Consider the following 26596-nt stretch of genomic DNA (forward strand, 5'->3'; position numbering starts at 1 on the left):
ACAGCCGATCGGGGACGAAGTCACCCGGTACTTCACCCGAATGCACGTGTCGGAAGCGTGCCCGTCACAGCCCGTCGTCTGTCAGCCTGGATGGCACGTTTGGCGATGCGCGCAACGTTGCGCACAATCGGTATGACTGGGCGGGGGTGGACCGGTGCCGCGTGGAGAGCGTCCCCTGGACGTCGGCGACAGCCCATTGCTCTCGTTCGCCGCGGACCTGCGGTCGTTGCGGGACCGGGCGGGCGGGTGCAGTTATCGGCAGCTGGGCGCCCGCGCCCACTACTCGGCGACGACGCTGTCCGACGCGGCGGGCGGGCGGCGGCTGCCGACGCTCGCGGTGACGCTGGCGTACGTGCGGGCCTGCGCGGGCGACGTCTCCGAGTGGGAGGACCGCTGGCACCAGGTCGCCGCCGAGGTGCTGCCCAGCGCCGAGCCGAGCCCCGACGAGGGCCACCCGCCGTACGCGGGCCTGGCGGCCTACGGCACCGAGGACGCCGAGTGGTTCTTCGGCCGCGACCACCTGCTGGACGACCTGGAGCAGCGCATCGCGCACCGCCGGTTCGTCGCGGTGTTCGGCGCGTCCGGCGCGGGCAAGTCGTCCCTGCTGCGCGCCGGCCTGGTGCCGCGGCTGGCGGGCCGGGTCGTCGTCACCACGCCCAGCGAGCGGGGCGAGCCGGACCTGACCGCCGACCTGCTGATCGTGGACCAGTTCGAAGAGGTCTTCACGCTCTGGCAGGACGTCGACCAGCGCACCGCCTACATCGACGCCCTGCTGACCGCGCGGTGCAAGGTCGTGCTCGGCGTGCGCGCGGACTTCTACGGGCACTGCGCGCACCACCCGGCGCTGGTGGAGGCGTTGACCGACGGCCAGCTGCTGCTCGGGCCGATGGGCACCGAGGAGCTGCGCCAGGTGATCATGCAGCCCGCCGTGAAGGCCTCGTGCACGGTCGAGACGGCGCTGGTGTCCCGGCTCGTCGCGGACGCCACCGGCCAGGCGGGCGTGCTGCCGCTGGTGTCGCACGCCCTGCTCGAAACGTGGCGGCGCCGGCGCGGCACCACGTTGACGCTGGCCGGGTACGAGGCGGCGGGCGCCATCCAGCACGCGATCGCGCAGACCGCCGAACGCACCTACACGTCGTTGGAGAAGCAGCAACGGGAGTTGGCGCGGCAGGTGTTCCTGCGGCTGACGGCGCTCGGCGACGGCACCGAGGACACCAAGCGGCGGCTGCCGCGCACCGAACTCGACCACGACGTCGACGTGGACGTAGTGCTCGACCGCCTCGCGCACGCCCGGCTGCTCACCCTGGACCGGGACAGCGTGGAGATCGCGCACGAGGCGCTGATCCGCTCCTGGCCCCGGCTCAAGAGCTGGCTCGCCGAGGACCGCGACGGGTTGCGCACCATGCGCCAGCTCACCGAGGCCGCGGCCACCTGGGACGCGCTGGGCCGCGACCCGGACGCGCTGTACCGGGGCACGCGGCTGGACACCGCGGTCGAGTGGACCCGGCGGGACGGCGTGCGCACCAGCGCCCAGGAGCGGGACTTCCTGGCCGAGAGCCTCAAGGCGCGCGACCGGGAGCGCCAGGTCGCGCACCGCCGGACCCGCAGGCTCCGGCAGCTGGTGGCTTTACTCGCCGTGCTGCTCATGCTGACCGGCACGGCCGTGGTGCTGGCGATCAAGGCGCAGAACGAGTCCGCGGCGGGCTGGCGGTCGTCCGCCGCCTGGTACGTGGCCAACCAGGCGCAGGCGCTGCGCGGCAGCGACCCGAGGCTGGCCGACCAGCTCGCGATCGCCGCCTACGAGCTCAACCCCACCAGCCGGTTGCGCGACGGCGTGCTCAGCGCGCACGCGGCCGGCGAGAAGGACACGGTCAGCCGCTCGTCGTTCCCGTCCGGCCAGGGCCTGATCCCGGACGGGATGCCGCGGCCGAACGCCCGGGTGCCGGTGCCCGTCAACGACACGTACCGCCCGCTCGGCGAGCGCACCGAGCCGGACTCCATCGTCACGTCGACCGCCGTCAACGGCTTGGAGCAGGCGTTCGCCACCACGCTGGAAGGTCGGGTGGCGAAGATCTGGGACGTCACCGACGCGATCGACCCGACCGTCGTGCACACCTTCGACTTCCCGGTGCTGCGGATCGCGCTCGACCCCGCCGGCGCGCGCACCCTCGTCACCGTGTCCGAGCACGGCCTGGTCCTGCTGTGGGACTGGTCCGGCCGGGACCGGCCGGTCGAGCGCTCGGTCCTCAACGGCCACCCACGCCCGGTCAACGGCGTCGGCTACAGCCAGGACGGGCAGGTGGTCGTCACCTACGACGACGCGGGCACGCTCCGGCTGTGGGACGTGTCCGACACGGGGCGCCCGCGGCCGATCGGGGCGCTGGAGACCGGCCGGGAGATCACCGCGGTCGCGCTCTCGCCGGACAACCGCACGCTCGCGGCCGGGTTCTCCGGCGGCCTGGTCCGGATGTGGAACCTCGCCAAGCAGTGGGCGCCCGAGGAGACCTGGTCGCACAAGGCGCACCCGGAGACGATCCGGGCGCTGGGCTTCCGGCAGGACGGCCTCGCGCTGGCCACCGTCGGCAAGGACGACAAGGTGTCCCTGTGGGACGTGTCGGACCGCACCGCCCCGGTCGAGCAGGGCCGGATCAGCTGGAGCACCGACGGCGTGCACGGGGTGGCGTTCGGCGACACACCGACCCGGGTGGTCACGGCCGGCTCCAACGGCACGTCCCGGTCCTGGGAGTTCGACTTCGACACCGCGGTCGCCGCCATGTGCTCGGCGGTCGAGGTGCACATCTCGCGCGAGGAGTGGCAGCAGTACGTGGAAGCGGTGGGCGGGCTCCAGTACAGCCGACCGTGTGCATGAGCCCCGTGTGAGATGCGGGCAGCCGGGCGCGGGCCGATAATCGGGCCGTGACCACGCCCCGTGACGAGGACCGGATCGAAGCGCTGCCCACGAACCCGCGTGACACCACGTCGGGCGAGACCGCGCCGCGCACCCCGGTGCCGCGTGACACGGGGCCGAGCGACCCCGGGCAGGGCACCGTCGAGCCGGTGCCGCCGGACGCGGCGGGCAAGCCGGACCGGCACGTGAAGCTCAAGCCGACCAGGATCAGCGGCACGTGGGTCGCGGTGCTGGCGTCGATCGTGGTGCTGATCGTGCTGCTGGTGTTCATCCTGCAGAACCTCACCGACGCCACGGTCCACTTCATGGGCGCGGCGGGCACGCTGCCGCTGGGCGTGGCACTGCTGTTCGCGGCGATCGCGGGAGCGATCCTGGTGGCCCTGGTCGGCGCAGCCCGGATAATGCAGCTGCGCCGCCAGGCCAAACGAGGGCTGCGCTAGACCGTCGAACAGGTCACGCCGTTCAGCGAGAAGCGGGTGGGTGCGACGTTGCTGCCCTGCCAGCTCGCCTGGAATCCGAATTCCACCGAGCTCCCCGGCTGAACGGTCGCGTTCCAACCCTCGTTGGTCACCGTGACGGCGGCGCCCGACTGGGACACCTTGCCGTTCCAACTGTTGGTGATCTTCTGGTCGTTGGCGAACGACCAGCCGAGGCTCCACCCCTGTACGGGGAGGACACCCCGGTTGGTGATCTTCACCGAGCCGGTGAAGCCACCTCCCCACTGACTGGCGACCGCGTACGTCACCGAGCAGTCGCGCGGCGGCGGCTGATCCGTGACGGTCGTGGTCGACCACGTGGTGCTCGTGGTGCTCGTGGCGGTGGTCGTGGTGCTGCTGGGCGACGTGTCCGTGGGGTGCGTGTTGGTGCTGCTGGTGGCCCCGCTCGGCTCCGCGACGAGGATGCCCCGCCCGTTGGTCCCCAGGTACACGCGACCGAAGACGCGCGGATCGCCGGTGATCGCCTCACCCATGTTGCCGTACTGGTGCGCGTCGTCGTTGATCCGCAGCCAGTACCGCGCCTCACCGTCGGTGGACCGGTAGACGCCGGTCTTGCCGTCGATGGTCAGCACCGCGTAGAGCGCGGGGTACGTCCGGTCCCCCTCGGGCCGGCCGAAGCCGATGTTGACGCCGGACGTGACCCCGGCGATGGCGGTGACCGTCCTGCCGGAGTCCTTCGAGCGGAACAGCCCGCCGTCGCCGACCAGCCAGAGCTCGCCCGCGTGCCCCGGCACCGCGTGCAGCTTGGCCGCGTCCGCGGTGGCGCCCGCGGTGAACGTCGCGCCGCCGTCGGTGCTGACGTAGACCCTGCCGTCCGCCAGCCCGTAGAACTTGTTCGGGTCGACCCGGTCGGACTCGACCACCGCGCCCGCCGGGATGCCGGTGGACGGCGTCCAGGTGTTGCCGAAGCCCACCGTGTGGTGGACCGCCGCGCCCGCCGGGCTCCACACGAACCGGCTGCCGTTCGCCGCCGCCGCGATCGTGCCGCCGCCCGTGACGCCCGCGGGATCGGTGCCCGCGAACCAGTTCGCGCCGGCGTCCGTGGAGAACGCCACGTGCGCCGCGCCGTCGACGTTGCCGGAGCGGACCATCACCGACGGGGCCGCCGCGGCGAAGTCCAGGCTGGTGGTCGAGGTGAAGTTCGGCTGCTGGAACATCATCGGCGGCACCTTGGCGAGGTCCGTGTGCCGGAACCCGCCGATGTCACCCAATCCGCTGATCAGCGGCACGCCGGTCGGCGGGCTGATCAGGTCGAGCACCGCGGTCTCCTCCAGGCCCGCCGCGGTCGGCTTCAACGTGATCTGGCCGCCGTCGTCCCACTTCAGCAGGTCCGTGGTGCCGTAGATCGTGGCGCCCGTGCCGTACATCATCCGGTTGGAGTCGAACGGGTCGATCTCCAGCGACTCCACCATCCAGCCCAGCTTCGGGCTGACCTCCGGCGGCGCCGGGTTCGCGCCCCAGCTGAGCCACGGGGACGACGTGATGTCCATCTTGTAGCGGAAGCTGCGGTTCGGGTAGCTGGTGAAGTCCCACGCCCGCGTCCACGTCGCGCCGCCGTCCGTGCTGCGGAAGATGACGATGTCCGGCCACCACGAGATCTGGGTCGCGACCATGAGCGTGTCCGGGTCCTGCCGGTCGATGGTGAGACCGCTGTACCCGAAGTAGTTGTCGGCGCTCGACGACGGGATGGGGCTGATCCGCGTCCACGCGCCGGTGGCGGTGTCGAACTTCCACACGTCGCCCTTGCCACCGTCGTACGGCCCGCCGGTGTCGCTGGTCGCCAGGTAGAGGAAGCCGCCTGCGGCGTCCAGTTCGCCCTGGTGCGCGATGTAGCCGGTCGGCTGGCCCGTCAGCCTGGTCCACGTCGCGCCCGCGTCCGTGCTGCGGTAGACCGTGTTCTCCTTGTCGGCAACACCGACGTAGATCGTCCTGCTGGGGCTGCCCGGCGTCGACGACCGCGGGTCGTACGTCACCCAGACCACGCCCTGGATGTCGTTCGAGTAGCCGTTGGTGTCGTTCGGGTCGGCGACGTAGTTGCCGGGGTTGGGGAAGCTCGCCACCTGCGACCAGTTCAGGCCGCTGTCGGTGCTGCGCCACAGGCCCTTGCCGCTCGGCGCGCCGAAGTACAGCACCCGTCCGTCGTTCGGGTCGACGGACAGCCGCTCACCCATGCCGCGGCCCGGCATGTTGCCGCCGAGCTTGAACGGCAGCGGGCTCCGCGTCCACGTCCGGCCGCGGTTCGAGGAGCTCAGGATCGCGCCGTTGTTCGGGTCCCAGCTGTTGGTGTACATGCCGACCGCGGCGTAGACCTTGTCCGCGTTCGTCGGGTCCGGCGCGATGCTCGCCACGCCGTTGTAGCCCCACTGGTCCCAGCCGACCCAGTCCAGCAACGGGATCCAGCGGCCGGTCGCCTGGTCCCACCGGTACGCGCCGCCGATGTCGGTGCGCGCGTAGATCAGGTCCTTCTCGGCCGGGCTGAACACGATGCCCGGCACGAACCCGCCGCCCGCGATCTCCACGTTGCGCCAGTTGTGCGGCAGCGCCGGCACGGCGGCGGCGGTCTGGGCGGCCGGGCTCACCGCGTTGGACACCAGCACGACACCCAGTGCGGCCACGGCCGCGCTGACCAACGCCAGAAGCCGTCGTCTCATCGTTGCTGCGCTCCTTTGCGCGGGAGGGAGGAGGCGGTGGGCGAGAGAAGTCCGCCTCCCCCCCTGGCTGCGGGCGGCTCTGGGAGCGCTCCCAGACTCCGCAAGGGGACCGTAGCCAGATCAGCGCGACAGCGGCAAGGGGCCTCCGCTACGCCATCCGAGTGAAGTGCGGACGGTTATCAACGGACCGGCGTCGAATCCGTCGATCCGGCCGCACCCGACCATCGAAGCGATTCGAAAAAGCCGCGATCCGGACATGCTCCGGATCGCGGCTTTGATCGTCGAGGGCGACTCAGGCGCTCGAACGGGTGACCATCGAGGTCGGCAGGAGCAGGAACGGCGGCAGGTTCTCCTCGCCGGCCAGCTCCGCCATCAACCGCCACGTCATGGTGCGCCCCAACTGCTCCACGTCCTGGCGGATCGTGGTCAGCGGCGGCACCGCGGTGGAGGCGATCATCAGGTCGTCGAACCCGACCACGGCGACGTCCTCGGGCACCTTCTTGCCGTGCGCGTGCAGGGTCTGCAACGCGCCCAGCGCCATGATGTCCGCGCCGACGAACACCGCGTCGAGGTCCGGCGCCCGCTTGAGCAGGTCGGCCATCGCCGCCGCGCCGCTCTCCGGGGTGTAGTCCGAGTACGCGACCAGGTCCGTGTCGAACCGGGCCTGGCTCAGCCCGCGCTTCCACCCGGACAACCGGTCCATGCCCACCGCCATGTCACGCGGACCGGCGATGGTGCTGATCCGCTTGCACCCTCGCGAGACGAGGTAGCGAGCGGCCTCCATGGCGCCGTTGAAGTTGTCCGAGTCCACGTACGGCACGCCGCCCGCGCCGAGCGGCCTGCCGCAGACCACGGTCGGCAGGCCCGCGTCGGCCAGCGTGCGGGGCAGCGGGTCCTGGCCGTGCAGGCTGATCACCAGCACGCCGTCCACGTGACCGCCGCACAGGTAGTTCACCAGGTCCTGCTCGTCGCCCTCCTTGCTCATCATGAGGACGAGCTGGACCCGCTTCCCGGCGAGTTCGGCGTGCACACCGCGGAGCACACCGGCGAAGAACGGGTCGTTCAGCACCCGGCTGCCGTGCTCGGACACCACCATGGCGATGCAGTTGGCCCGGCTGCCCGCCAGGGTCCGCGCCGCCTGGTTCGGGCTGTACCCGAGGCGGCCGATGGCCTGGTGGACGGCCTCGCGAGCCCGCGAACTGACGTACGGTTCGCCGTTGATCACCCGGGACACGGTCGACTTGGACACCCCGGCGGCACGAGCGACCTCCTCCAGCCGGGTGTTGGGTCGTCGCGCCTTGGGTGGGTCAACGGCATCCGTCACGGAGCGACCGTCGCTGCGAGAGCGTTGCCACGGGCAACCTTCGAGTACCACATGGCGCTCATCTTAGGCGTCCGGACCTGGGTCTCGTAGTCGACATGCACGATCCCGAACCGCTTGGCGTATCCCTCGGCCCATTCGAAGTTGTCCATGAGCGACCACGCGAAGTAACCGCGGAGGTCGACACCGGCCTCGATGGCGGCATGGCACGCCCTGAGGTGGGACTCGATGTAACCGAGCCGCTCGGTGTCGTCGATGGACCCGTCCTCGTTGACGGAGTCCTGGTAGGCGGCGCCGTTCTCGGTGACGAACAGCGGGATGCCCGGGTAGTCCTGGTGCACCCGCATGAGCACCTTGAACAGGCCGTCCGGCTGCACCTCCCAGTCCATGTCCGTGCGCGGCAGGCCGCGGCTCGGGAACGACACGTGCTCCGCGCCGACCCACGGCGACCCGGTCGGGCGGCGGCCGTTGGTCTGGACCGGTGCCTCCGCCTCGGGCGTGCTGCTGACGAAGTGCTCGGCGTAGTAGTTGACGCCCAGCTGGTCCAGCGGCGTGGAGATGATCTCCAGGTCGTTCTCGCGGATGTGCTTCGAGAAGCCGTACGGCTCCAGGTCCTCCACGATGTCGGCCGGGTACTCGCCCTTGAAGAGCGGGTCGAGGAAGATCCGGTTCTGGAGACCGTCGAGCCGGCGCACGGCGTCGAGGTCGGCCGGGTCCTCCGGGTCCGCCGGGATGATCGGGTACATGTTCAGCGTGATGCCGACCTTGGCCTCCGGCAGCTGCGACCGGATCGCCGCGGTGGCGAGGCCGTGCGCGAGCAGCAGGTGGTGCACGGCCGCGACGGCGGCTTCCGGCTCCTGGCGGCCGGGCGCGTGGACGCCTGCGGCGTAGCTCAGCAGCGAGGAGCACCACGGCTCGTTGAGCGTGGTCCAGTTGGTCACCCGGTCACCGAGGGCGCCGACGACCGCTTCGGCGTACTCGGCGAAGCGGTACGCCGTGTCCCGGTTCGCCCAGCCGCCCTCGTCCTCCAGCGTCTGCGGGAGGTCCCAGTGGTAGAGCGTGAGCCACGGGGTGATGTTCTTCTCCAGCAGCGCGTCGACCAACCGGGAGTAGAAGTCGAGGCCGGCCTGGTTGACCGGACCCGCGTCCGGGCGCACCCGCGGCCACGCGGTGGAGAACCGGTAGGCGTGCAGGCCGAGGTCGGACATCAGTTGGACGTCCTCGTCCACGCGGTAGTAGTGGTCGGCCGCGGGATCGCCCGTGTCACCACCCACCACCGCGCCAGGGATCTGGCAGAACGTGTCCCAGATGGACGCGGTGCGACCGTCCGCGGTGGTCGCGCCTTCGATCTGGAACGCCGCGGTCGCGGCGCCCCACACGAATCCCTCGGGAAAGGAAATCGACTCCACAGCTACCCCTTCACAGCACCCTGCATGATCCCGGCGACGATCTGCCGACCGAGTACGAGGAAGACGATCAGAATCGGGACCGTGGCCATCGTGGTCCCGGCTAGCACGAGCGAGTTGTCGACGTAGTAGCCGCTCTGCAACTTCTCCAGGGCGACCTGCATCGTCGGGTTGTCCGCGTTGAGCACGATCAGCGGCCAGAGGAAGTCGTTCCACGACATCATGAACGTGAAGATGCCCAGCATGGCGGCGGCCGGCCGCACCGCGGGCAGGCAGACGTGCCAGAACGTGCGGATCATGCTGCACCCGTCCATGCGGGCCGCCTCGATCAGCTCGTCCGGGACGGCGTCCGCGATGTACTGGCGCATCCAGAACACGCCGAAGGCGGTCACCAGGTTGGGCACGATGACCGCGCCGAGGGTGCCTGACCAGCCGAACTCGGCCATCGCCATGTAGAGCGGGATGATGCCGAGCTGGGTGGGCACCGCGAGCGTGGCGACCACGAACACCATCAGCGGTCCGCGGCCCTTGAACCGGAGCTTGGCGAACGCGAACCCGGCCAGGGTGGAGAGGATCACCACGGACACGGTGACCGTGCCCGACACGATGACGCTGTTGCCCAGCGCCTTCCAGAACGGGATCGAGTCGAGCACCCGACCCGCGTTGTGGAAGAAGTTGCCACCGGGCAGCAGGGGCGTCTCGGCGGTGAACTTCGCGTCGTCGTGGCTGGCGACCAGGAACGACCAGTAGAAGGGGAACGCCGAACCGAGGATGAACGCGATGAGGATGCCGTAGACGACGAACCCCGGACGGCGCTCGGAGAGCGATCCGGCCTTGCCCTTGGACTTCCGCACGCGCTTGGCGCCGGTCGGTGCCCGGCGATCGGCGATGGTGGCCATCACGCCTCCCCACTGGACGCGAGCTTGCGGGTGAGCATGAAGTTGATCCCCGCGATCGCGATGATGACGACGAACAGGACCCAGGCCATCGCCGAGGCGTAGCCGAGGTCGAAGCTCCGGAAGCCGGAGGAGTACATGTAGAGCACGACCGTCTGGTACTGGTTGGTCGCACCGCCGTTGACACCCGCGGAGGGCGAGAACAGCAGCGGCTCGGTGAAGATCTGGAGACCGCCGATGGTCGAGGTGACGACCACGAAGATCAGGGTCGGGCGCAGCATGGGCAGCGTGATGCTGAAGAACTGGCGCACCTTGCTCGCGCCGTCCACCCAGGCCGCCTCGTAGATGTCGCGCGGGATCGCCTGCATGGCGGCCAGCACGATCAGCGCGTTGTAGCCGGTCCAGCGCCAGTTGACCATCGACGCGATGGCGACGTGGCTCCACCAGCGCTCGGCCTGCCAGTCGATCCGGTCGAGGCCGACCATCTCGATCAGGTCGTTGATGATGCCGTACTGCACGCCGAACAGGTCGCCGAAGATGATCGTCAGGGCGACGAGGCTGGCCACGTAGGGCAGCAGCACGCCCATCCGCCAGCCGGTCCGCCCGCGCAGAGCCGTGTTGAGCAGCACCGCCAGCAGCACCGCGGTGACGATCTGCGGGAGCGTCGACATCGCGAAGATGCTCAGCGTGTTGACCATCGCGTTCCAGAACTGCGAATCGGCCAACAGCTCGGTGTAGTTGTCGATCCCGACGAACGGCTGCTCGTCCCCGCCGAGCTCCCAGTCGAACAGGGAGATGTAGGCGGTGTAGAGCAGCGGGAACAGGCCGACCACCGCGAACAGCACGAAGAACGGTGCGATGTACAGGTACGGCGAGAACTTGACGTCCAAGCGGGTCAGCTTGTAGCGCCAGCTCTTGCCCGATCCGATGTCATCGTTGTCGTCACGCCGCGGCGGGCGGGGCTCGGCGCCCCGCCCGCGCGTGACCGTGAGTTCGGTCGTCATTTACTTGGCAGCCTTCTGAGCTCCCTCGACGACCGTCTTCCAGGCGTCCCCGACCGAGGTGCCCTGCTCGACGGCCAGGAGAGCCGGCGAGACCACGTTGTCCTGGATCTCACCGTCCTTCGGGCCCTTGTACTGGGCCGCCGCGACCTTGTTGGCCTGCTCGGAGAACAGCATGCCGACCTTCTCGCCGCCGAAGTACTCGTTGGTCTGGTTCAGCAGCTCGGGGGAGATCAGCGCCTCGGTCTGGCTCGGGAAGGTGCCCTTGGCCTTGAACGCCTTGATCTGCTGCTCCGGCGCGGTCAGCCACGCGGCCAGCTTGACGGCCTCGGCCTTGTTCTTGCCCTGCTTCGGGACGGTCAGGTACGAGCCGCCCCAGTTGCCGCCGCCGCCGGGGAACGCGGCCGTGACGGCCCACTTGCCCTTGTGCTCGGGGCCGGCGTTGCCCTCGATGACACCCAGCATCCACGACGGGCAGGTCTTGGTGGCGAAGGCCGACTGCTTGAAGCCGGTCTCCCACTCGGGGCTCCACGCCGCGAGCTTGGCCGACTGCTTGCGGGCCACCGCGCCGGCGACCTGCTCGAAGATCTTCTTGTCGTCGTTCGTCTCGATCACGAGCTTGTCGTCGCGGTCGAAGTAGCCGACGCTCGCCTGGTTGTGCATCGGGTTGAAGATCTGCGCGGCGGAGTCGAACCACGCCTTGCCACCCGTGGCGGCGACGTAACGGTCACCGGCCTCGAAGTACGAGTCCCACGTGGCGAACAGGGGCTTCACGCCCTCGGGGTCGGACGGCAGACCGGCGGCCTCGAAGAGGTCCTTGCGGTAGCACATGGCCAGCGGGCCGATGTCGGTGCCGTAGCCGATCAGCTTGCCGTCCTTGGTGGTGACGGCGTCGGTCTTCCACTGCAGCCAGCGGTCCTCGCGGACGTCCTTCGGACCGATCTCCTTGAGGTTCTCGAACTGGCCGGACTTCGCCATGACCTGGCTCAGGAAGCCCTCTTCGACGGCCTCGATGTCGGCCAGGCCCGAGCCGGCGCCCAGCTTCGTGAACAGGTTCTGGTGGTGCGGCGAGGCCTGGCCGGTCTTCCGCTCGGTGATCTTGACGTTCGGGTTCGCGGCCTCGTACTCCTTGAAGAGTTCCTCGTAGCCGAACTGGTTGAAGGTCGCGACAGTCAGCTCGACCTTGCCGTCGGCGGACGTACCGGACTCTCCCGAGCCACAGGCCGTGGCGGCTGCGGCAAGCACTGCGGTGCAGGCCAGGACTTTGGCCAAGCCTGCTCGACGGTAGCGCACGAGAACTCCTCGGTTGATCGGCGGTGAACGTTCTGGGAGCGCTCCCAGGTTTTGGGGGAGTGTGGTTCGCGCCACGGAGTTGTGTCAAGCTCCCGTGTCCGCGCTGTTACCGACGTTGCGTCATTTGCCCTGCTGGACCGATTCTGCTAGCGGTGCGTCCGATGGTCCGTTCAGGCACTGTTCGTAGACCGGTCGGACACGCTCGGTTCATCTTCGGCGGAAAACATTCACGAGTCATGAACCACTCACGCTCCGCCAGTGTCCCCCAACTCGTGTCGCGCGTGTCGCCGGGGTCTCCCCCGGGAGTCGCCGCCGCCCACACCTCAGGTCGGGCACCACGAGTCGTCCGACCGGGTGGCGCGGATCGGCCGGCCGGGTAGTGGACACCGGCCGGCCGCGGTGGGACGTCCATTCGGGACGGCGCGCGGACCACCATTGCGGGAGGCCCGCGATTCCACTCCACGAGGGCACCTGAATCTAGGGGTACCCCTGTTTAGCGGCGCCGTCCGGTCGGGCGGAAATGCCGCCGGGAATCAGCGGCCGTCTTCCAAGTCGCCCTCGGTTTCCAGGTACGCGTTTCGCAGCGCTTCCAGGGTCTCCGCTTCCGGGTGCTCCCACATGCCCCGCTCGGCCGCCTCCAGCAACCGTTCCGAGATGCCGTGCAGGGCCCAGGGGTTGGACTCGGTCAGGAACTTCCGGTTCTCCGGGTCCAGCACGTAGCTCGCGGCGAGCTGCTCGTACATCCAGTCGGCGACCACGCCGGTGGTCGCGTCGTAGCCGAACAGGTAATCGACCGTGGCGGCGAGTTCGAACGCGCCCTTGTACCCGTGCTTGCGCATTGCCGCCAACCACCGCGGGTTCACCACTCGGGCGCGGAAGATGCGGTTCGTCTCTTCGTGCAGAGTTCTGGTCCGAACCGCGTCGGGGCGAGTGCTGTCGCCGACATAAGCGGCGGGCGCTTTACCGGTTAGCGCGCGGACCGTCGCGATCATGCCGCCGTGGTACTGGAAGTAATCGTCCGAATCCGCGATGTCGTGTTCACGGGTGTCGATGTTCTTCGCCGCGACGGCGATGCGCTTGTAGGCGCTCTCCATCGCCGGGCGCGCTTCCACTCCGTCGAGTTCACGGCCGTAGGCGTAGCCGCCCCACACCGCGTACACCTCGGCCAGGTCGGCGTCGTCCCGCCAGTTCCGGCTGTCGATGAGCGGGAGCAGGCCGGCGCCGTATGCACCCGGTTTGCTGCCGAACACGCGCATTGTCGATCGACGCGCATCGTGGTGCTCCGCCAGATCGGCTTGGGCGTGCGCACGGACGTAGTTGTCCTCGGCGGACTCGTCGAGGTTCGCCACCAGTTGCACCGCGTCATCGATCAGTGCCACAACGTGCGGGAATGCGTCGCGGAAGAAGCCGCTGATGCGGACCGTGACGTCGATTCGCGGCCGGTTCAGCTCGGCGAGCGGGATCACCTCCAGACCGGTGACCCGGCGGGACTGGTCGTCCCACGTCGGCCGGACGCCCATCAGGGCCAGCACCTCGGCGATGTCGTCACCCGCCGTGCGCATCGCGCTGGTGCCCCAGACCGACAGGCCCACCGACGGCGGCCACTCCCCCGTGTCCGCGCGGTAGCGGTCGAGCAGCGAGTCCGCCATGGCCTGACCCGTCTCCCAGGCCAGCCGGGACGGCACCGCCTTGGGGTCGACGGAGTAGAAGTTGCGACCCGTCGGCAGGACGTTCACCAGACCGCGCAGCGGCGAGCCGCTGGGACCGGCCGGGACGTAGCCGCCGTCGAGCGCGTGCAGCACGTTGGTCAGCTCGTCCGTGGTGCGGGCCAGCCGGGGCACGACCTCCAGCGCGGCGAACTCCAGGATCCGGACGACGTCCTCGTCACCGCTGAGGGTCCGGGCCGCGTTGACATCCCAATTGGCGTCTTCCATCGCCTGGACGAGCGCGCGTGCCTCCTCCTCGACCCGGTCGGTGTTCGCGCGGGTGTGGTCGGCGGCGGTGACGGACTCCGCCAGGCCCAGCGCCTCGCGCAGGCCGGGCAGGGCGGCGACCTCACCGGCCCACATCTGCTTCGCCTGGAGGATCGACAGCACGAGGTTGACCCGCGTCGCGCCGGTGGGCGCTTCGCCGAGGACGTGCAGGCCGTCCCGGATCTGGACGTCCTTCACCTCGCACAGCCAGCCGTCCACGTGCAGGATCAGCTCGTCGAACTCGGCGTCGTGCGGCCGGTCGTCCAGACCCAGGTCGTGGTCGAGCTTGGCGGCCTGGATGAGGGTCCAGATCTGGGCCCGGATGGCGGGCAGCTTCGCCGGGTCCATCGCGGCGATGTTGCCGTGCTCGTCCAGCAGCTGTTCGAGCCTGGCGATGTCGCCGTAGCTGTCGGCGCGGGCCATCGGTGGCACGAGGTGGTCCACGAGAGTGGCGTGCGCCCGGCGCTTCGCCTGGGTGCCCTCGCCCGGGTCGTTCACCAGGAACGGGTAGATCAGCGGCAGGTCGCCCAGCGCGGCGTCCGGGCCGCAGCCCGCCGACATGCCCACCGTCTTGCCGGGCAGCCATTCGAGGTTGCCGTGCTTGCCGACGTGCACGACGGCGTCGGCGCCGAACTCGTCCTCCAGCCAGCGGTACGCGGCGAGGTAGTGGTGGCTCGGCGGCAGGTCCGGGTCGTGGTAGATCGCGATCGGGTTCTCGCCGAAGCCGCGCGGCGGCTGGACCATGACCACGACGTTGCCGGAGCGGAGGGCGGCCAGCACGATCTCGCCGTCGGCGTCGCGGGACCGGTCGACGAACAGCTCGCCGGGCGCCTCGCCCCAGTGCTGCTCCATCTCCTGCCGGGTGTCTTCCGGCAGCGTGGCGTACCACTGCCGGTAACGGGCGGCGGGCAGCCGCACCGGGTTGCCCTGCAGCTGCTCCTCGGTGAGCCAGTCGGCGTCCTGCCCGCCGGCCGCGATGAGGGCGTGGATCAGCGCGTCGCCGTCCAGCTCGGCCACGCCGGGCAGCTCGTCACCGATGTCGTAGCCGTGGCCCTTCATCGCGGTGAGCAGCCGCACGACGCTCGCCGGGGTGTCCAGGCCGACCGCGTTGCCGATCCGGGAGTGCTTGGTCGGGTACGCCGAGAGCATGACCGCGATGCGGCGTTCGGCGGGCGGGATGTGGCGCAGCCTGCCGTGGCGGACGGCGATGCCCGCGACCCGCGCCGCGCGTTCCTCGTCGGCCACGTAGACGGTGAGGCCGTCCTCGTCGATCTCCTTGAACGAGAACGGCACGGTGATGATCCGGCCGTCGAACTCGGGGATCGCCACCTGCGTCGCGGTGTCCAAAGGGGACAGTCCGTCGTCGTTCTCGTCCCAGGACGCACGGCTGCTGGTGAGGCACAGGGCCTGCAGGATCGGCACGTCGAGGGCGGCCAGCGCGCCCACGTCCCAGGCGTCGTCGTCACCGCCGGCGGACGCGGTGGCGGGCTTGGTGCCGCCGGCCGCGAGGACGGTGACGACCATGGCGTCCGCCTTGCCCAACTCGGCGAGCAGGTCCGCGTCCGCCACCCGCAGCGAGGCGCAGAAGATCGGCAGCGGCCGGCCGCCCTTGGCCTCGATCGCGTCGCACAGCGCGTGCACGAACGCGGTGTTCCCGGCGACGTGGTGGGCGCGGTAGTACAGGACGGCGATGGTCGGGCCCTCGGCCGCGGTGACCCGCTCCAGGAGGCCCCACGTCGGGGTCGGCTCGGGCGGCGCGAAGCCGTGGCCGGTGAGCAGCACCGTGTCGGAGAGGAAGTGGTGCAGCTGCGTGAGGTTCGCCGCGCCGCCGTGCGCCAGGTACGCGTGGGCCTCGGCGCACACGCCGCCGGGGACGGTGGACAGCTCCATCAGCGGGGCGTCCGGGTGCTGCTCACCTCCCAGCACGACGACGGGGAGCGGCCCGGCGAGGAGCCAGTCCAGCCCCTCTTCCCACATCCGGCGACCGCCGAGGATGCGCACGACGACCAGGTCGACGCCCTCCACCAACGCCGGGAGGTCGTCCACGGCGGTGCGGGCGGGGTTGGCCAGTCGGTAGTCGGCGCCACCGGCGCGGGCGGACAGCAGGTCCGTGTCGGAGGTCGACAGCAGAAGGATCACGTGCGGGCTCCATCCCTCGGGGGTCCTCGCCCCAGGTCGTAGGGGACGGCGGGCGGAGTTCCTGACTCCCGGGGCTTCCCCCGGTCACAGTGGCGGGACCGCGCCGGATTCACACCGGCTTCCTCCTGTTGCTTCGCCGTTCGGACCACACCTTAGAGGGCGGTTAGCATCCAGCCCATGTCCACCGATCGAGTTCGCCCGGATGCTTGCCCCGGAGCCGTCGACGTGCATCAGGCCGCCGACGGCGGGCTGGCGCGCGTGCGGGTGCCCGGCGGGACGTTGAGCGCGGTCCGGTTCGACGCGCTCCGGACCGCCGCGCTGGAACTCGGCGACGGCTCGCTCGAACTCACCTCGCGGGCGAACGTGCAGATCAGGGCCTTGCCGCCGGGGGCGGAGCTGGAGCTGGGCGCCCGGCTGCGCGAGGTCGGCCTGCTGCCCTCGGTGACGCACGAGCGGATGCGGAACATCATCGCGGCCCCGCTGGACGACAACCAGGGTCTGGTCGACGCGATCGACGCGGCGTTGTGCGCGGTGCCGGAGCTGGCGGCGCTGCCCGGCCGGTTCCTGGTCACGGTGGGTGGCGCGGTGAGCGGCCTCGCGGGTGACGTCGGGCTGGTCGGTGACGCGTTGTTCCTGGCCGGGCGGGATTCCGGGCTCCGGGTGACCGATCCGGTCGACGCCGTGGTGACCGCGGCCCGGGTGTTCCAGGAGATCCGCGGCGACGCGTGGCGGCTGTCCGAAGTGGACGGCGGTGTGCGAAAGATCACTGCGGCGCTCGGCGGCGTCCCGAACCCGTCCCTGATCGATTCCGCTGTGACGCCGGTCGCACCGGGCGCGCACGGCCCCGTCGTCGTGGCGGGTGTGCCCCTGGGGCGGTTGGACGCACGGCTGCTGGGCGGTGTGCCGGTGCGGCTGACGCCGTGGCGGAGCCTGGTGGTGCCCGCTGGGAGCGATACCAACGGCTTGTTCACGTCGCCGGACTCGCCCTGGCACGGGGTCAGCGCGTGCACCGGTCGGCCGGGGTGCGCGAAGTCGCTGGCCGACGTGCGGGCCGACGCCACCCGGTGGGTCGGCACGCCGCACGCGGGTCGCGTCCACTGGTCCGGTTGCGCACGTCGGTGCGGACGACCGGCGGGCGACGTGGTGGAGTTCGTCGCGACCGGCGACGGCTACGAGGAGATCAGGTGACCGACTACGTCCGGGACGGTGCGGAGATCTACCGCCGTTCCTTCGCCACCATCCGCGCCGAGGCCGACCTGGCCCGGTTCCCGGCCGACGTGTCCCGGGTGGTGGTGCGCATGATCCACGCCTGCGGGATGGTCGACCTGGTGTCGGACGTCGGCCACTCTCCGAACGTCGTGCGGGACGCCAGGGCCGCGCTGCTGGCGGGCGCGCCGATCCTGTGCGACGCGCAGATGGTCGCGGCGGGTGTGACGCGGCGGAGGCTGCCGGCCGACAACGAGGTCGTGTGCACGTTGAACGACCCGCGGGTGCCGGAGCTGGCGGCGGAGCTGGGCAACACGCGCAGTGCCGCCGCGCTGGAGCTGTGGCGGGACCGGCTGGACGGCGCGGTGGTCGCCATCGGCAACGCGCCGACCGCGTTGTTCCACCTGCTGGACATGATCGCGGCGGGCGCGCCCCGGCCGGCCGCCGTGCTCGGCGTGCCGGTGGGGTTCATCGGCGCGGCCGAGTCGAAGGACGCGTTGGCGGACAACGGTCTCGGGTTGGAGTACCTGGTCGTGCGCGGGCGTCGTGGCGGCAGCGCCATGACCGCGGCGGCGATCAACGCGATCGCGAGTGAGGACGAATGACGGGCAAGCTGTACGGGGTCGGGGTGGGTCCGGGTGACCCGGAGCTGGTGACCGTCAAGGCGGCGCGGCTGATCGGTGAAGCGGACGTGGTGGTGTTCCACAGCGCGCGGCACGGTCGGAGCGTGGCCCGCAAGATCGCCGCGCCCTACCTGCGCGAGGGGCAGGTGGAGGAGCAGCTGGTCTACCCGGTCACGACCGAGGACTCCGACGACTACCAGGGCGAGATCGACGCGTTCTACGAGGAGTGCGCGGCGCGGCTGGCCGTCCACCTGGACGCCGGGCGCACGGTCGTCGTGCTGGCCGCGGGCGACCCGTTCTTCTACGGCTCCTACATGCACCTGCACAAGCGGCTGGCGCACCGGTACGAGGCCGAGGTGGTGCCCGGTGTGACGTCGGTGAGCGCCGGTGCGGCGGTGATCGGGCGGCCGTTGGTGGAGCGGGACGAGGTGTTGACCGTGCTGCCGGGGACGTTGTCCGCGGACGCGTTGACGGAGCACCTCGCCGGCGGCGACCCGGTGGCGATCATGAAGCTGGGGCGGACGTTCCCGCAGGTGCGGGACGCGTTGGCGCGGGCCGGGCGGCTGGACGAGGCCTGGTACGTGGAGCGGGCGACGACGGGGGCGCAGCGCACCGCGCCACTGTCCGAAGTGGACGCCGACGACGTGCCGTACTTCTCGTTGGCGTTGCTGCCGAGCAAGCCCGTGGCGCGGGCGGAGTCCCGGGGCGAGGTCGTGGTGGTCGGGCTCGGACCGGCCGGGCCGGAGTGGCTCACGCCGGAGGCCCGGCGGGCGCTGGCGGCGGCCGACGACCTGGTCGGGTACGTGACCTACCTGAACCGGGTGCCGGTGAACCCGCGGCAGCGGCGGCACGCGTCGGACAACAAGGTGGAGGCCGAGCGGGCGGCGTTCGCGCTGGACCTCGCCAAGCGCGGGCGGCGGGTCGCGGTGGTGTCGTCGGGCGACCCGGGCGTGTTCGCGATGGCGAGCGCGGTGCTGGAGGTGGCCACCGACGAGCAGTTCTCGGACGTGCCGGTGAAGGTGCTGCCGGGGCTGACGGCGGCGCACGCGGTGGCCAGCCGGGTCGGCGCGCCGTTGGGGCACGACTACTGCGTGGTGTCGTTGTCGGACCGGCTCAAGCCGTGGAACGTGATCGAGGAGCGGCTGGAGGCCGCCGCCAGGGCCGACCTCGTGCTGGCGATCTACAACCCGGCGTCGCGCAGCCGGACGTGGCAGGTTGACAAGGCGCGCGACGTGCTGCTGCGGCACCGCTCCCCCGACACTCCGGTGGTCGTCGGGCGGGACGTCGGCGGGCCGGAGGAGTCCGTGCGGGTGGTGCGGCTGGCCGACCTGGACGCGTCCACTGTGGACATGCGATGCCTGCTGCTGATCGGCTCTTCGCAGACCCTGGTCAGCTCGCGCGGCACGGTGTTCACCCCGCGCCGCTACCCCGGGTGAGCCAGTCGAGCGCCTCGGCGACCGTCTCCACCACCGGCGCCCGCGGTGGCGGTGGGCGGCGCACGACGACCACCGGGAGACCGAGGTGACGGGCGGCGGCCAGCTTGGCCGCCGTCATCGGGCCGCCGCTGTCCTTGGTGACCAGGACTTCCACGCGGTGCTCGCGCATGAGGTCGATCTCGCCGTCCACTGTGTACGGTCCTCGGTCCAGGACGAGGGTCAGGTTCGGGTTCGGCGGGTCGGGCGGGTCGACCGTGCGCGCCACACCGCTCGTGAACGCGCCCAGCTCCTGGCGCCCGGTGGTGATGAACGCCCGGCGGCCCGCCACGAGCGCGGCGGCCTCGGCGACGCTGTCCACGTACTGCCAGTCGTCCTCGGGCGGCCAGCCGGGCCGGCGCAGGACGAGGAACGGCGTGCCGGTCGCGGTGGTGGCGGCCAGCGCGTTCGCCGTGATGCGGTCGGCGAACGGGTGGGTGGCGTCAACGACGGCGTCGACGTGTTCGGCTTCGAGGTAGGCGACGAGCCCTTCGACACCGCCGAAGCCACCGACGCGGACCTCGCCTTCCGGCAGCTTCGGGTCGGCCACCCGACCGGCCAGGGACGAGACGACCCTCATCGAGGTGAGCGCGGCGGCGAGTTCCCGGGCCTCCCCGGTGCCACCCAGTACCAGCACGGTCTTCATGGCTGTTGCATCCTGACGCCGTGAGCACGAACCTGCGATTCGGCTGGACCACCGGCGCCTGCGCCACCGCCGCCACCACGGCGGCGTACACGGCGCTGCTCACCGGCGAGTTCCCCGACCCGGTGCGGATCGTCCTGCCGAAGGGCCAGACGCCGTCGTTCGCGCTGGCCCGCGAATCGCTCGCCCCGGACGAGTCGGGCGCCGACCGGGCGTTCGCCGCGATCGTGAAGGACGCGGGCGACGACCCGGACGTCACGCACCTCGCGCTGGTCGGCTCCACGGTCAGGCACGGCGCACCGGGCAGCGGGGTGGTCTTCGAGGCCGGTCCCGGCGTCGGCACGGTGACCAAGCCCGGCCTGCCGCTGCCGGTCGGCGAACCCGCGATCAACCCCGTGCCGCGGCAGATGATGCGCGACCACATCGCGCGGGTGGCCGCCGAGCACGGTGGCAGCGGGGACGTGGTGGTGACGCTCTCGGTCGAGCACGGCGAGGAGTTGGCGCGCAAGACGTGGAACCCGCGGCTGGGCATCCTGGGCGGGCTGTCGATCCTCGGCACGACGGGGATCGTGGTGCCGTACTCGTGCTCCGCGTGGATCGACAGCATCCGGCGCGGGATCGACGTGGCGCGGGCCCAGGGCTACCGGCACGTCGCCGGGTGCACCGGCAGCACGTCGGAGAAGGCCGCGGCGGAGGTGCACGGGCTGCCCGAGGACGCGTTGCTGGACATGGGCGACTTCGCCGGCGCCGTGCTGAAGTACCTGCGCCGCCACCCCGTGCCGCGGCTGACCGTCGCGGGCGGCATCGGGAAGCTGTCCAAGCTGGCCGACGGGCACCTGGACCTGCACTCCGGCCGTTCCCAGGTGAACCTGGGCTTCCTCGCCTCGCTGGTGGACGACCCCGCCCTGGCCGAAGCCGTGACCGGGGCGAACACCGCGCTCGGTGCCTTGCACGTGTGCCAGGCGGCGGGCGTGCCGCTGGGCGACCTGGTGGCGCAACGCGCCAAGGCGACCGCCGACGACGTGCTGCGCGGCGCTCCCATCACGGTGGACATCATCGTGATCGACCGCGCGGGCACCATCGTCGGCCGCGCCTGACCCTGCCGCGCCTGACCCCGCTGGGCCCGATCCCACTGTGCCTGCTCCCGCTGCACCTGAGCCCATCACGACCGGCAGCGGGTGGTGGAGTAGAGGTGGCTGTCCGGGAAGCCCTCGGCGGCCAGGACCTCGCCCACCACGATGATCGCGGTCCGCTTCACGCCCGCGGCCCCCACCTGGTCCGCGATGTCCGCGAGGGTTCCGCGCAGCACCAGCTCGTCGTCACGGCTGGCGCGCGCCACCACCGCGACCGGGCAGTCGGCGCCGTAGTTCGGCAGCAGGTCCGCCACCACCTCCCCGATCCGCTGCACGGCCAGGTGCAGCACGAGCGTGGCACCGGACGCGCCCAGCGTCACCAGGTCCTCCCCCGGCGGCATGGGGGTGGCGCGGGCCGACGTGCGGGTCAGGATCACGGTCTGCCCGACGCCCGGCACGGTCAGCTCGCGGTTCAGCGACGCGGCGGCGGCGGCGAAGGCGGGCACGCCCGGCGTCACGTCGTACGGGATGCCCAGCGCGTCCAGCCGGCGCATCTGCTCGGCCATCGCGCTGAACACCGACGGGTCGCCCGAGTGCAGCCGCGCCACGTGCTGCCCGGCGGCGTGCGCGGTGGCGAGTTCGGTGATGATCCGGTCCAGGTCCAGGTTCGCCGTGTCCACCAGGCGCACGTCCGGCGGGCAGTGTCCGAGGACTTCCACCGGCACCAACGCGCCCGCGTACAGGCACACCGGGGACTCTGAGATGAGCCGGGCCGCCCGCAGGGTCAGCAGGTCGGCCGCGCCCGGCCCGGCGCCGATGAAGTGGACGGTCACGCGTGCTCCTTGGTTGCGATCCACGTGGTGACGGGCATCTGCGGACGCCAGCCGGTGAAGCCGCCGATCGCGGTCGCCCGGCTGACCTCGATCCTGGTCAGGTCACCGCCGAGCCGGGCGTGCCACCGCGTGAGCACCGCCTCCGACTCCAGCGTGACCGCGTTGGCCACCAGCCGACCACCGGGTTTCAACGCACCCCAGCAGCGCTCGACCACGCCTTCGGCGGTGAGCCCGCCGCCGATGAACACCGCGTCGGGCGCTTCGAACTCCAACGCACCCGGCGACGCGCCCACGACGACCTCGACGTTCGGCACGCCCAGCGTCGTCGCGTTGCGGGTGATGCGCGCGGCGCGCTCCGGGTGCTGCTCGACCGCGACGGCCCGGCAGCTCGGATGCGTCCGGCACCACTCGACCGCGATGCTGCCCGCTCCCGCCCCGACGTCCCACAGCAGCTCACCGGGGCGCGGCGCGAGGAGCGCCAACGTCACCGCCCGCACCTCCCGCTTGGTCAACTGCCCGTCGTGCTCGTACCGGTCGTCCGGCCGACCGGGCGTCAACGACGCACCGCCCGCACCGCACTCGACCGCCAGCACGTGCAGCGGGTCGGCGTCCTCCAGCGCGTGGTGCACCCGCTCCCGAGGCCCGCCCAGCTGCTCCAGCACGGTCAGCCGCGCGTCCGGCGCGAGAGCCGCGACCTCGATCGGGTCGCCACCCAGCACCAGCACCCGCCGTCCGGGGTGCAGGTGCGGCACGAGCAGCGCGGCGGGCTTGCCGACCAGGCTGACCACGTCCACGGCGTCCAACGCCCACCCCAGCCGGGCGCACGCCAACGACACCGACGACGGGTGCGGCAGGACCCGGACCTGATCGGCGCCCAGCAGCCGGACCAGCGTGGTGCCGATGCCGTGGAACATCGGATCGCCGCTGGCCAGCACACCGACCTTGCGGCCCCCGTACCGCGCCAGCAGTCCGGGCAGCGCCGGTACCAGCGGCGACGGCCACGGCACCCGTTCGACGTCGCCGGGCACCAGGTCGAGCTGACGGGTGCTGCCCATCAGCACCTCGCACGCCTCGATCTCGTGCCGCGACGCGGGCGGCAGGCCCTCCCAGCCGTCGGCCCCGATGCCGATCACGGTGACGACCACGGGCTCAGACCGTCCCCAGCACGCGGGTGATCGCGATCTCGATCACCACGCGCTCCGGGTTGACCCGGGGCTGCCGGTAGCGCTCGGCGTACCGGCGCACGGCGTCCTCCACGGCCTCGGGCTCCTGCCGCACCACGGCCACGCCCTCCAACGTCGACCAGCGACGTCCGTCCACTTGGCACACGGCCGCGGGAGCGGTGCCGGCGGCGAGGATCTGGCGGACCTTGTGCGAGCCGCGCGAGGTGATCACGCGGGCGGTGGCGGTGTCCACGTCCAGCGTGACGCCCACCGGCACGACGTGCGGCGTGCCGTCCGGCCGGATCGTGGTCAGCGTGCAGAGGTGGCGCTCGGTCCAGAACGCGCGGAAGTCCTCGCCCTTGGTCGACAACATGCGTGCATCATGCGCCACGCGCGGGCTAGGGTGGAAAACGTGACGCGCCGATTTAGCCGCCCCCGGCCGGGAGACCCGGTCGCTGGGGCCTGCGGCGTGCGCTAGTTCACGCGGTCCCGGTGGCGGACCGGCTCGGGGGACTCCCCAGCCGATGTCCACCACCGTCCGAAGGGACCACCCGCGATGCCTCGCGACCTCAGCGACCCCACCTACGGGCCGCACGCCATGCAGCTCCTGGTCGACCACGTCACCGCCGCCCTGCCGGGTGAGCCGCGCGTGCTGCGCGACCACCCCGAAGTGTCGATCGACGACAACTACACCGCGTTGGGCTACCCGCCGGACGCCATCACGCGCGACGCCCGTTACACGCGCTACACCAGCGAGAACCGGATGCTGCGCAGCCACACGTCCGCGATGGTGCCGCCCGCGCTGCGGCTCCTCGGCACCGAGGACGGCTGGGACGACGTGACGCTGGCGTGCGTCGGCATGGTGTACCGCCGTGACGCCGTGGACCGGGTGCACTCGGGCACGCCGCACCAGCTCGACGTGTGGCGGATCTCGCACCACCGGGCCGACCTGGACGAGCTGGTCGACGCCGTGATCACCGCCGCCGTGCCCGGCCTGCGCTACCGCACCACGCCCGCGTCCCACCCGTACACGTCGGCCGGCCGCCAGGTGGACGTGCTGGTGGACGGCGAGTGGCTGGAGGTGGCCGAGTGCGGTCTGGCGGCACGGCACGTGCTGCGCCGGGCGTGGCTGCCCGACGACGTGCACGGCCTCGCCCTGGGCTTGGGCCTGGACCGGCTGCTGATGCTGCGCAAGGGCGTCCCGGACATCCGGCTGCTGTCCTCCGACGACCCGCGCGTGGCCGCGCAGATGCTGGACCTCACGCCGTACCGGCCGGTGTCCAAGCACCCGCCGATCACCCGGGACATCTCGGTGGCGGTCGAACCGGACGCCGACACCGAGACCATCGGCGACGCGGTGCGCGCCGTGATCGGCGACCTGGTGGAGGAGGTCGTCGTGGTGAGCGAGACACCGGTGCGCGACCTGCCGGCGGCGGCCGTGGCGAGGCTCGGCGCGCGGCCGGACCAGAAGAACGTGCTGCTGCGCCTGGTCCTCCGCGACCTGACCAGGACCCTCACCGACGACGAGGCCAACGCCGCCCGTGACGCCGCCTACGCGGCCGTGCACGCGGGCGACCGGCTCCTGGTGCCGGCGAGGTAGCACGTCGACCTCGGTGTTCAGCCCCTGGTCTCGTTGAGGTAGTTGTAGATCGTGTAGCGCGTCACGCCGAGCGCGTCCGCCAGGTGGTCGACGGAATCGCGGATGAGGAACAGGCCCGCGTCGTCCAGGAGCCGCACCACGCGGGTCTTGTGGGACTTCTTCATCAGCTCCACGGGCACGCCGACGGACGACACGGCGCGTTCGACCAGGAGACGTCGGAAGTCGTCGACGTCTCCGGGCAGGCTCTCGTCAACCCCGGACGTCACCGGTCCGACGTCCGGGGTCTTGCCCCGCAACGCGGCGGCGAAGCGCTTGACGGTCTCGGGCGTGGTGGAGGCGTGCGGTGACAGGCGGACGTGCTCGCACCGCACGGTCGCCGTCACGCCCGCCTGCGCCAGCGCCGCGCCGATCTCCGACGGCGGCCGGTCGGGCAGGGTGAACGCCAGGATGCCCGCGCGGCGGTCCACCGCCGAGACCACGTCGCCGCCCGCCGCGTGGACGACGTCCGCCAACTCGTCCAGCCGTGCGCCGATCCGGGCGTAGATGTTGCGCACGCCGGCCAGTTCGACCAGCTCCAACGCCGTCGCCAACGCGCCCGCCGCGATGGGGCTCAGGTTGGTGATCGACCAGCCCGCCGCACCCTCCGCCACCGGGTGCACGGCGTTGTCGAACAGGCCGGGGTCCGCGGCGCCGGTCCAGCCCGACAGCACCGGGTCCAACCGGTCCAGCGCCCGGTCCGACAGGGTCATGAACCCGGTCGACCAGCCCGCCCGCAGCCACTTCTGACCGCCGACCACGAGCACGTCGGCCACCTCCCACGGCTCGTCCACCACCCCGAAGCCCTGGATGCCGTCCACGACCAGCAGCCGATCGCCGACCACCTCGCGCAACGCGGCCAAGTCCGCCCGGTACCCCGTGCGGAAGTCCACCGCGCTCACCGAGACCGCCGCAGTGCCGGGCGTCAACGCCGCACGCACGACGTCGGCCGTCACCGGACCGGCCGGCAGCCACGACACGTCGACCCCCGGCGTCCGCGCCCACGGGTAGGTGTTCGCCGGGAACTCACCCGCCGACACCAGCACCTCGCCGCGCACACCCAGCGCGACCTGGAACAGGCCGGTGCTCGTGTTCGGCAGCAACGTCACGTGGTCCGCACCCGTCCGGCACAGACGCGCGACCGCCGCCTTGGCCCGCGGCTCCTGCCGCATCAGGTCGTCCACCGTGCCCGGCCCGGCCGCCGCCGACGCCTCCACCAGCCGGGTCGACGCGTCGACCACCGCGAACGACGGCGGCCCGAACCGGGCGAAGTCCAGGTAGCCGCCCGGCTCGGGGAACTGGACGAGGTACGACGCCGGGATGCGCATGGGAGCCTCCACGTTCACCCGAAAAGTTACAACGCGGTGTTGAGGACGTCCACATCTCGTTGAAGGGAATTGTGCGGGTGTGGATATCGTTGCGCGGGGTACAAGGGGGCGACCCCATGTCCACAGCAAGGAGGACCTATGGCCACCGTGGAGCTGACTGCGGAGAACTTCGACGAGGTTGTCGGCGGCTCCGAGATGGTCCTGGTCGACTTCTGGGCGAGCTGGTGCGGCCCGTGCGTCCAGTTCGCACCGACCTACGAGAAGTCCGCCCAGAAGCACACCGACATCGTGTTCGGCAAGGTCGACACCGAGGCGGAGCAGCAGCTGGCCGCCGCGTTCCAGATCCGGTCGATCCCGACCCTGATGATCGTGCGCGACGGCGTCGTCCTCTACGCGCAGCCCGGCGCACTGCCGGAGGCGGCCCTGGAAGACCTGATCGACCAGGCCCGCAAGGTCGACATGGACGACGTGCGCAAGCAGGTCGCCGACCAGGCCGCCGACCAGCAGGCCTGATCCGACCGGAGCATCAGTCCT

The 26596-nt window shown here is 71.4% G+C and carries 20 protein-coding genes and 1 riboswitch; of the genes, 8 read left to right on the plus strand and 12 right to left on the minus strand.

What is annotated here, in order from left to right:
- The first annotated feature begins 154 nt into the window (after positions 1 to 154).
- Together OQ02_RS10375 and OQ02_RS10380 are read left to right on the plus strand one after the other, a co-directional pair.
- The gene (locus OQ02_RS10375) at positions 155 to 2869 is read left to right on the plus strand and encodes an nSTAND1 domain-containing NTPase (RefSeq protein WP_051772127.1); all 2715 of its coding nucleotides are present in this window, start codon (positions 155 to 157) and stop codon (positions 2867 to 2869) included.
- Between the two features lie 47 nt (positions 2870 to 2916).
- The gene (locus OQ02_RS10380; RefSeq protein WP_081915509.1) at positions 2917 to 3348 is read left to right on the plus strand and encodes a lipopolysaccharide assembly protein LapA domain-containing protein; all 432 of its coding nucleotides are present in this window, start codon (positions 2917 to 2919) and stop codon (positions 3346 to 3348) included.
- On the opposite strand, the gene OQ02_RS10385 is transcribed toward OQ02_RS10380, so the two are convergent.
- From OQ02_RS10385 to cobN, 7 genes are all read right to left on the minus strand, one after another.
- Entirely contained in the window at positions 3345 to 6056 is a 2712-nt protein-coding gene (locus OQ02_RS10385; RefSeq protein WP_033438122.1) for a cellulose binding domain-containing protein, read from the minus strand. The genes OQ02_RS10380 and OQ02_RS10385 overlap by 4 nt on opposite strands.
- 292 nt (positions 6057 to 6348) lie before the next feature.
- The gene (locus OQ02_RS10390; protein ID WP_033438123.1) at positions 6349 to 7380 is read right to left on the minus strand and encodes a LacI family DNA-binding transcriptional regulator; all 1032 of its coding nucleotides are present in this window, start codon (positions 7378 to 7380) and stop codon (positions 6349 to 6351) included.
- Positions 7377 to 8786: a GH1 family beta-glucosidase gene (locus OQ02_RS10395; protein ID WP_231499952.1), complete on the minus strand. Its 1410-nt coding sequence runs from the start codon at positions 8784 to 8786 to the stop codon at positions 7377 to 7379. The genes OQ02_RS10390 and OQ02_RS10395 overlap by 4 nt, the downstream gene beginning before the upstream one ends.
- A 2-nt stretch (positions 8787 to 8788) precedes the next feature.
- On the minus strand, positions 8789 to 9682 hold the full coding sequence (locus OQ02_RS10400) for a carbohydrate ABC transporter permease (protein ID WP_033438124.1): 894 nt from the start codon (positions 9680 to 9682) through the stop codon (positions 8789 to 8791).
- A complete protein-coding gene (locus OQ02_RS10405; protein ID WP_033438125.1) occupies positions 9682 to 10683 on the minus strand; it encodes a carbohydrate ABC transporter permease in 1002 nt (333 codons plus the stop codon). The genes OQ02_RS10400 and OQ02_RS10405 overlap by 1 nt, the downstream gene beginning before the upstream one ends.
- Positions 10684 to 11973 (minus strand): ABC transporter substrate-binding protein, encoded by a 1290-nt coding sequence (locus OQ02_RS10410; RefSeq protein WP_051772128.1) that lies wholly within the window; start codon positions 11971 to 11973, stop codon positions 10684 to 10686.
- Between the two features lie 533 nt (positions 11974 to 12506).
- The gene (gene cobN, locus OQ02_RS10415; RefSeq protein WP_033438126.1) at positions 12507 to 16085 is read right to left on the minus strand and encodes a cobaltochelatase subunit CobN; all 3579 of its coding nucleotides are present in this window, start codon (positions 16083 to 16085) and stop codon (positions 12507 to 12509) included.
- Between the two features lie 55 nt (positions 16086 to 16140).
- Positions 16141 to 16210: riboswitch (cobalamin riboswitch) on the minus strand.
- 52 nt (positions 16211 to 16262) lie between these two features.
- Here cobN and OQ02_RS10420 point away from each other — a divergent pair.
- The 3 genes from OQ02_RS10420 to OQ02_RS10430 are packed head-to-tail and all read left to right on the plus strand — an operon-like array spanning position 16263 to position 19350.
- Positions 16263 to 17273 carry a hypothetical protein gene (locus OQ02_RS10420; RefSeq protein WP_033438127.1) on the plus strand — a complete coding sequence of 337 codons (1011 nt, stop codon included), beginning with the start codon at positions 16263 to 16265 and terminating at the stop codon, positions 17271 to 17273.
- Positions 17270 to 17896 (plus strand): precorrin-8X methylmutase, encoded by a 627-nt coding sequence (locus OQ02_RS10425; RefSeq protein ID WP_033438128.1) that lies wholly within the window; start codon positions 17270 to 17272, stop codon positions 17894 to 17896. Before OQ02_RS10420 ends, OQ02_RS10425 begins: the two co-directional genes overlap by 4 nt.
- Positions 17893 to 19350, plus strand: coding sequence for a precorrin-2 C(20)-methyltransferase (locus OQ02_RS10430; protein ID WP_033438129.1), 1458 nt, complete (start codon positions 17893 to 17895; stop codon positions 19348 to 19350). Before OQ02_RS10425 ends, OQ02_RS10430 begins: the two co-directional genes overlap by 4 nt.
- Here the strand turns inward: OQ02_RS10430 and OQ02_RS10435 are convergent.
- Positions 19325 to 20032, minus strand: coding sequence for a cobalt-precorrin-6A reductase (locus tag OQ02_RS10435; protein WP_033438130.1), 708 nt, complete (start codon positions 20030 to 20032; stop codon positions 19325 to 19327). The two genes, OQ02_RS10430 and OQ02_RS10435, sit on opposite strands and share 26 nt — an antisense overlap.
- 20 nt (positions 20033 to 20052) lie before the next feature.
- Between OQ02_RS10435 and OQ02_RS10440 the strand changes: the two genes are divergently transcribed.
- A complete protein-coding gene (locus OQ02_RS10440; protein WP_081915510.1) occupies positions 20053 to 21126 on the plus strand; it encodes a cobalt-precorrin-5B (C(1))-methyltransferase in 1074 nt (357 codons plus the stop codon).
- Positions 21127 to 21191: 65 nt separating this feature from the next.
- Here OQ02_RS10440 and cobM read toward each other — a convergent pair whose 3' ends face one another.
- Genes cobM through OQ02_RS10455 form a run of 3 tightly spaced genes read right to left on the minus strand, consistent with a single transcriptional unit; the run spans position 21192 to position 23471 of the window.
- Positions 21192 to 21935: a precorrin-4 C(11)-methyltransferase gene (gene cobM / locus OQ02_RS10445; protein ID WP_033438132.1), complete on the minus strand. Its 744-nt coding sequence runs from the start codon at positions 21933 to 21935 to the stop codon at positions 21192 to 21194.
- Positions 21932 to 23080, minus strand: coding sequence for a bifunctional cobalt-precorrin-7 (C(5))-methyltransferase/cobalt-precorrin-6B (C(15))-methyltransferase (locus OQ02_RS10450; protein ID WP_033438133.1), 1149 nt, complete (start codon positions 23078 to 23080; stop codon positions 21932 to 21934). The genes cobM and OQ02_RS10450 overlap by 4 nt, the downstream gene beginning before the upstream one ends.
- A 4-nt stretch (positions 23081 to 23084) precedes the next feature.
- On the minus strand, positions 23085 to 23471 hold the full coding sequence (locus tag OQ02_RS10455) for a pyridoxamine 5'-phosphate oxidase family protein (RefSeq protein ID WP_033438134.1): 387 nt from the start codon (positions 23469 to 23471) through the stop codon (positions 23085 to 23087).
- A gap of 183 nt (positions 23472 to 23654) precedes the next feature.
- On the opposite strand from OQ02_RS10455, the gene srmL reads away from it, so the two are divergent.
- Positions 23655 to 24698 (plus strand): PheS-related mystery ligase SrmL, encoded by a 1044-nt coding sequence (gene srmL, locus OQ02_RS10460; protein WP_033438135.1) that lies wholly within the window; start codon positions 23655 to 23657, stop codon positions 24696 to 24698.
- A 17-nt stretch (positions 24699 to 24715) separates the two neighbouring features.
- On the opposite strand, the gene OQ02_RS10465 is transcribed toward srmL, so the two are convergent.
- Entirely contained in the window at positions 24716 to 26062 is a 1347-nt protein-coding gene (locus OQ02_RS10465) for an aminotransferase class V-fold PLP-dependent enzyme (protein ID WP_033438136.1), read from the minus strand.
- Positions 26063 to 26200: 138 nt separating this feature from the next.
- Here OQ02_RS10465 and trxA point away from each other — a divergent pair, with 138 nt between their 5' ends.
- Entirely contained in the window at positions 26201 to 26575 is a 375-nt protein-coding gene (gene trxA / locus OQ02_RS10470) for a thioredoxin (RefSeq protein ID WP_033438137.1), read from the plus strand.
- Positions 26576 to 26596 lie beyond the last annotated feature (21 nt).

Source organism: Saccharothrix sp. NRRL B-16314 (genome assembly GCF_000716595.1).
In the GTDB taxonomy this organism is placed as follows: domain Bacteria; phylum Actinomycetota; class Actinomycetes; order Mycobacteriales; family Pseudonocardiaceae; genus Actinosynnema.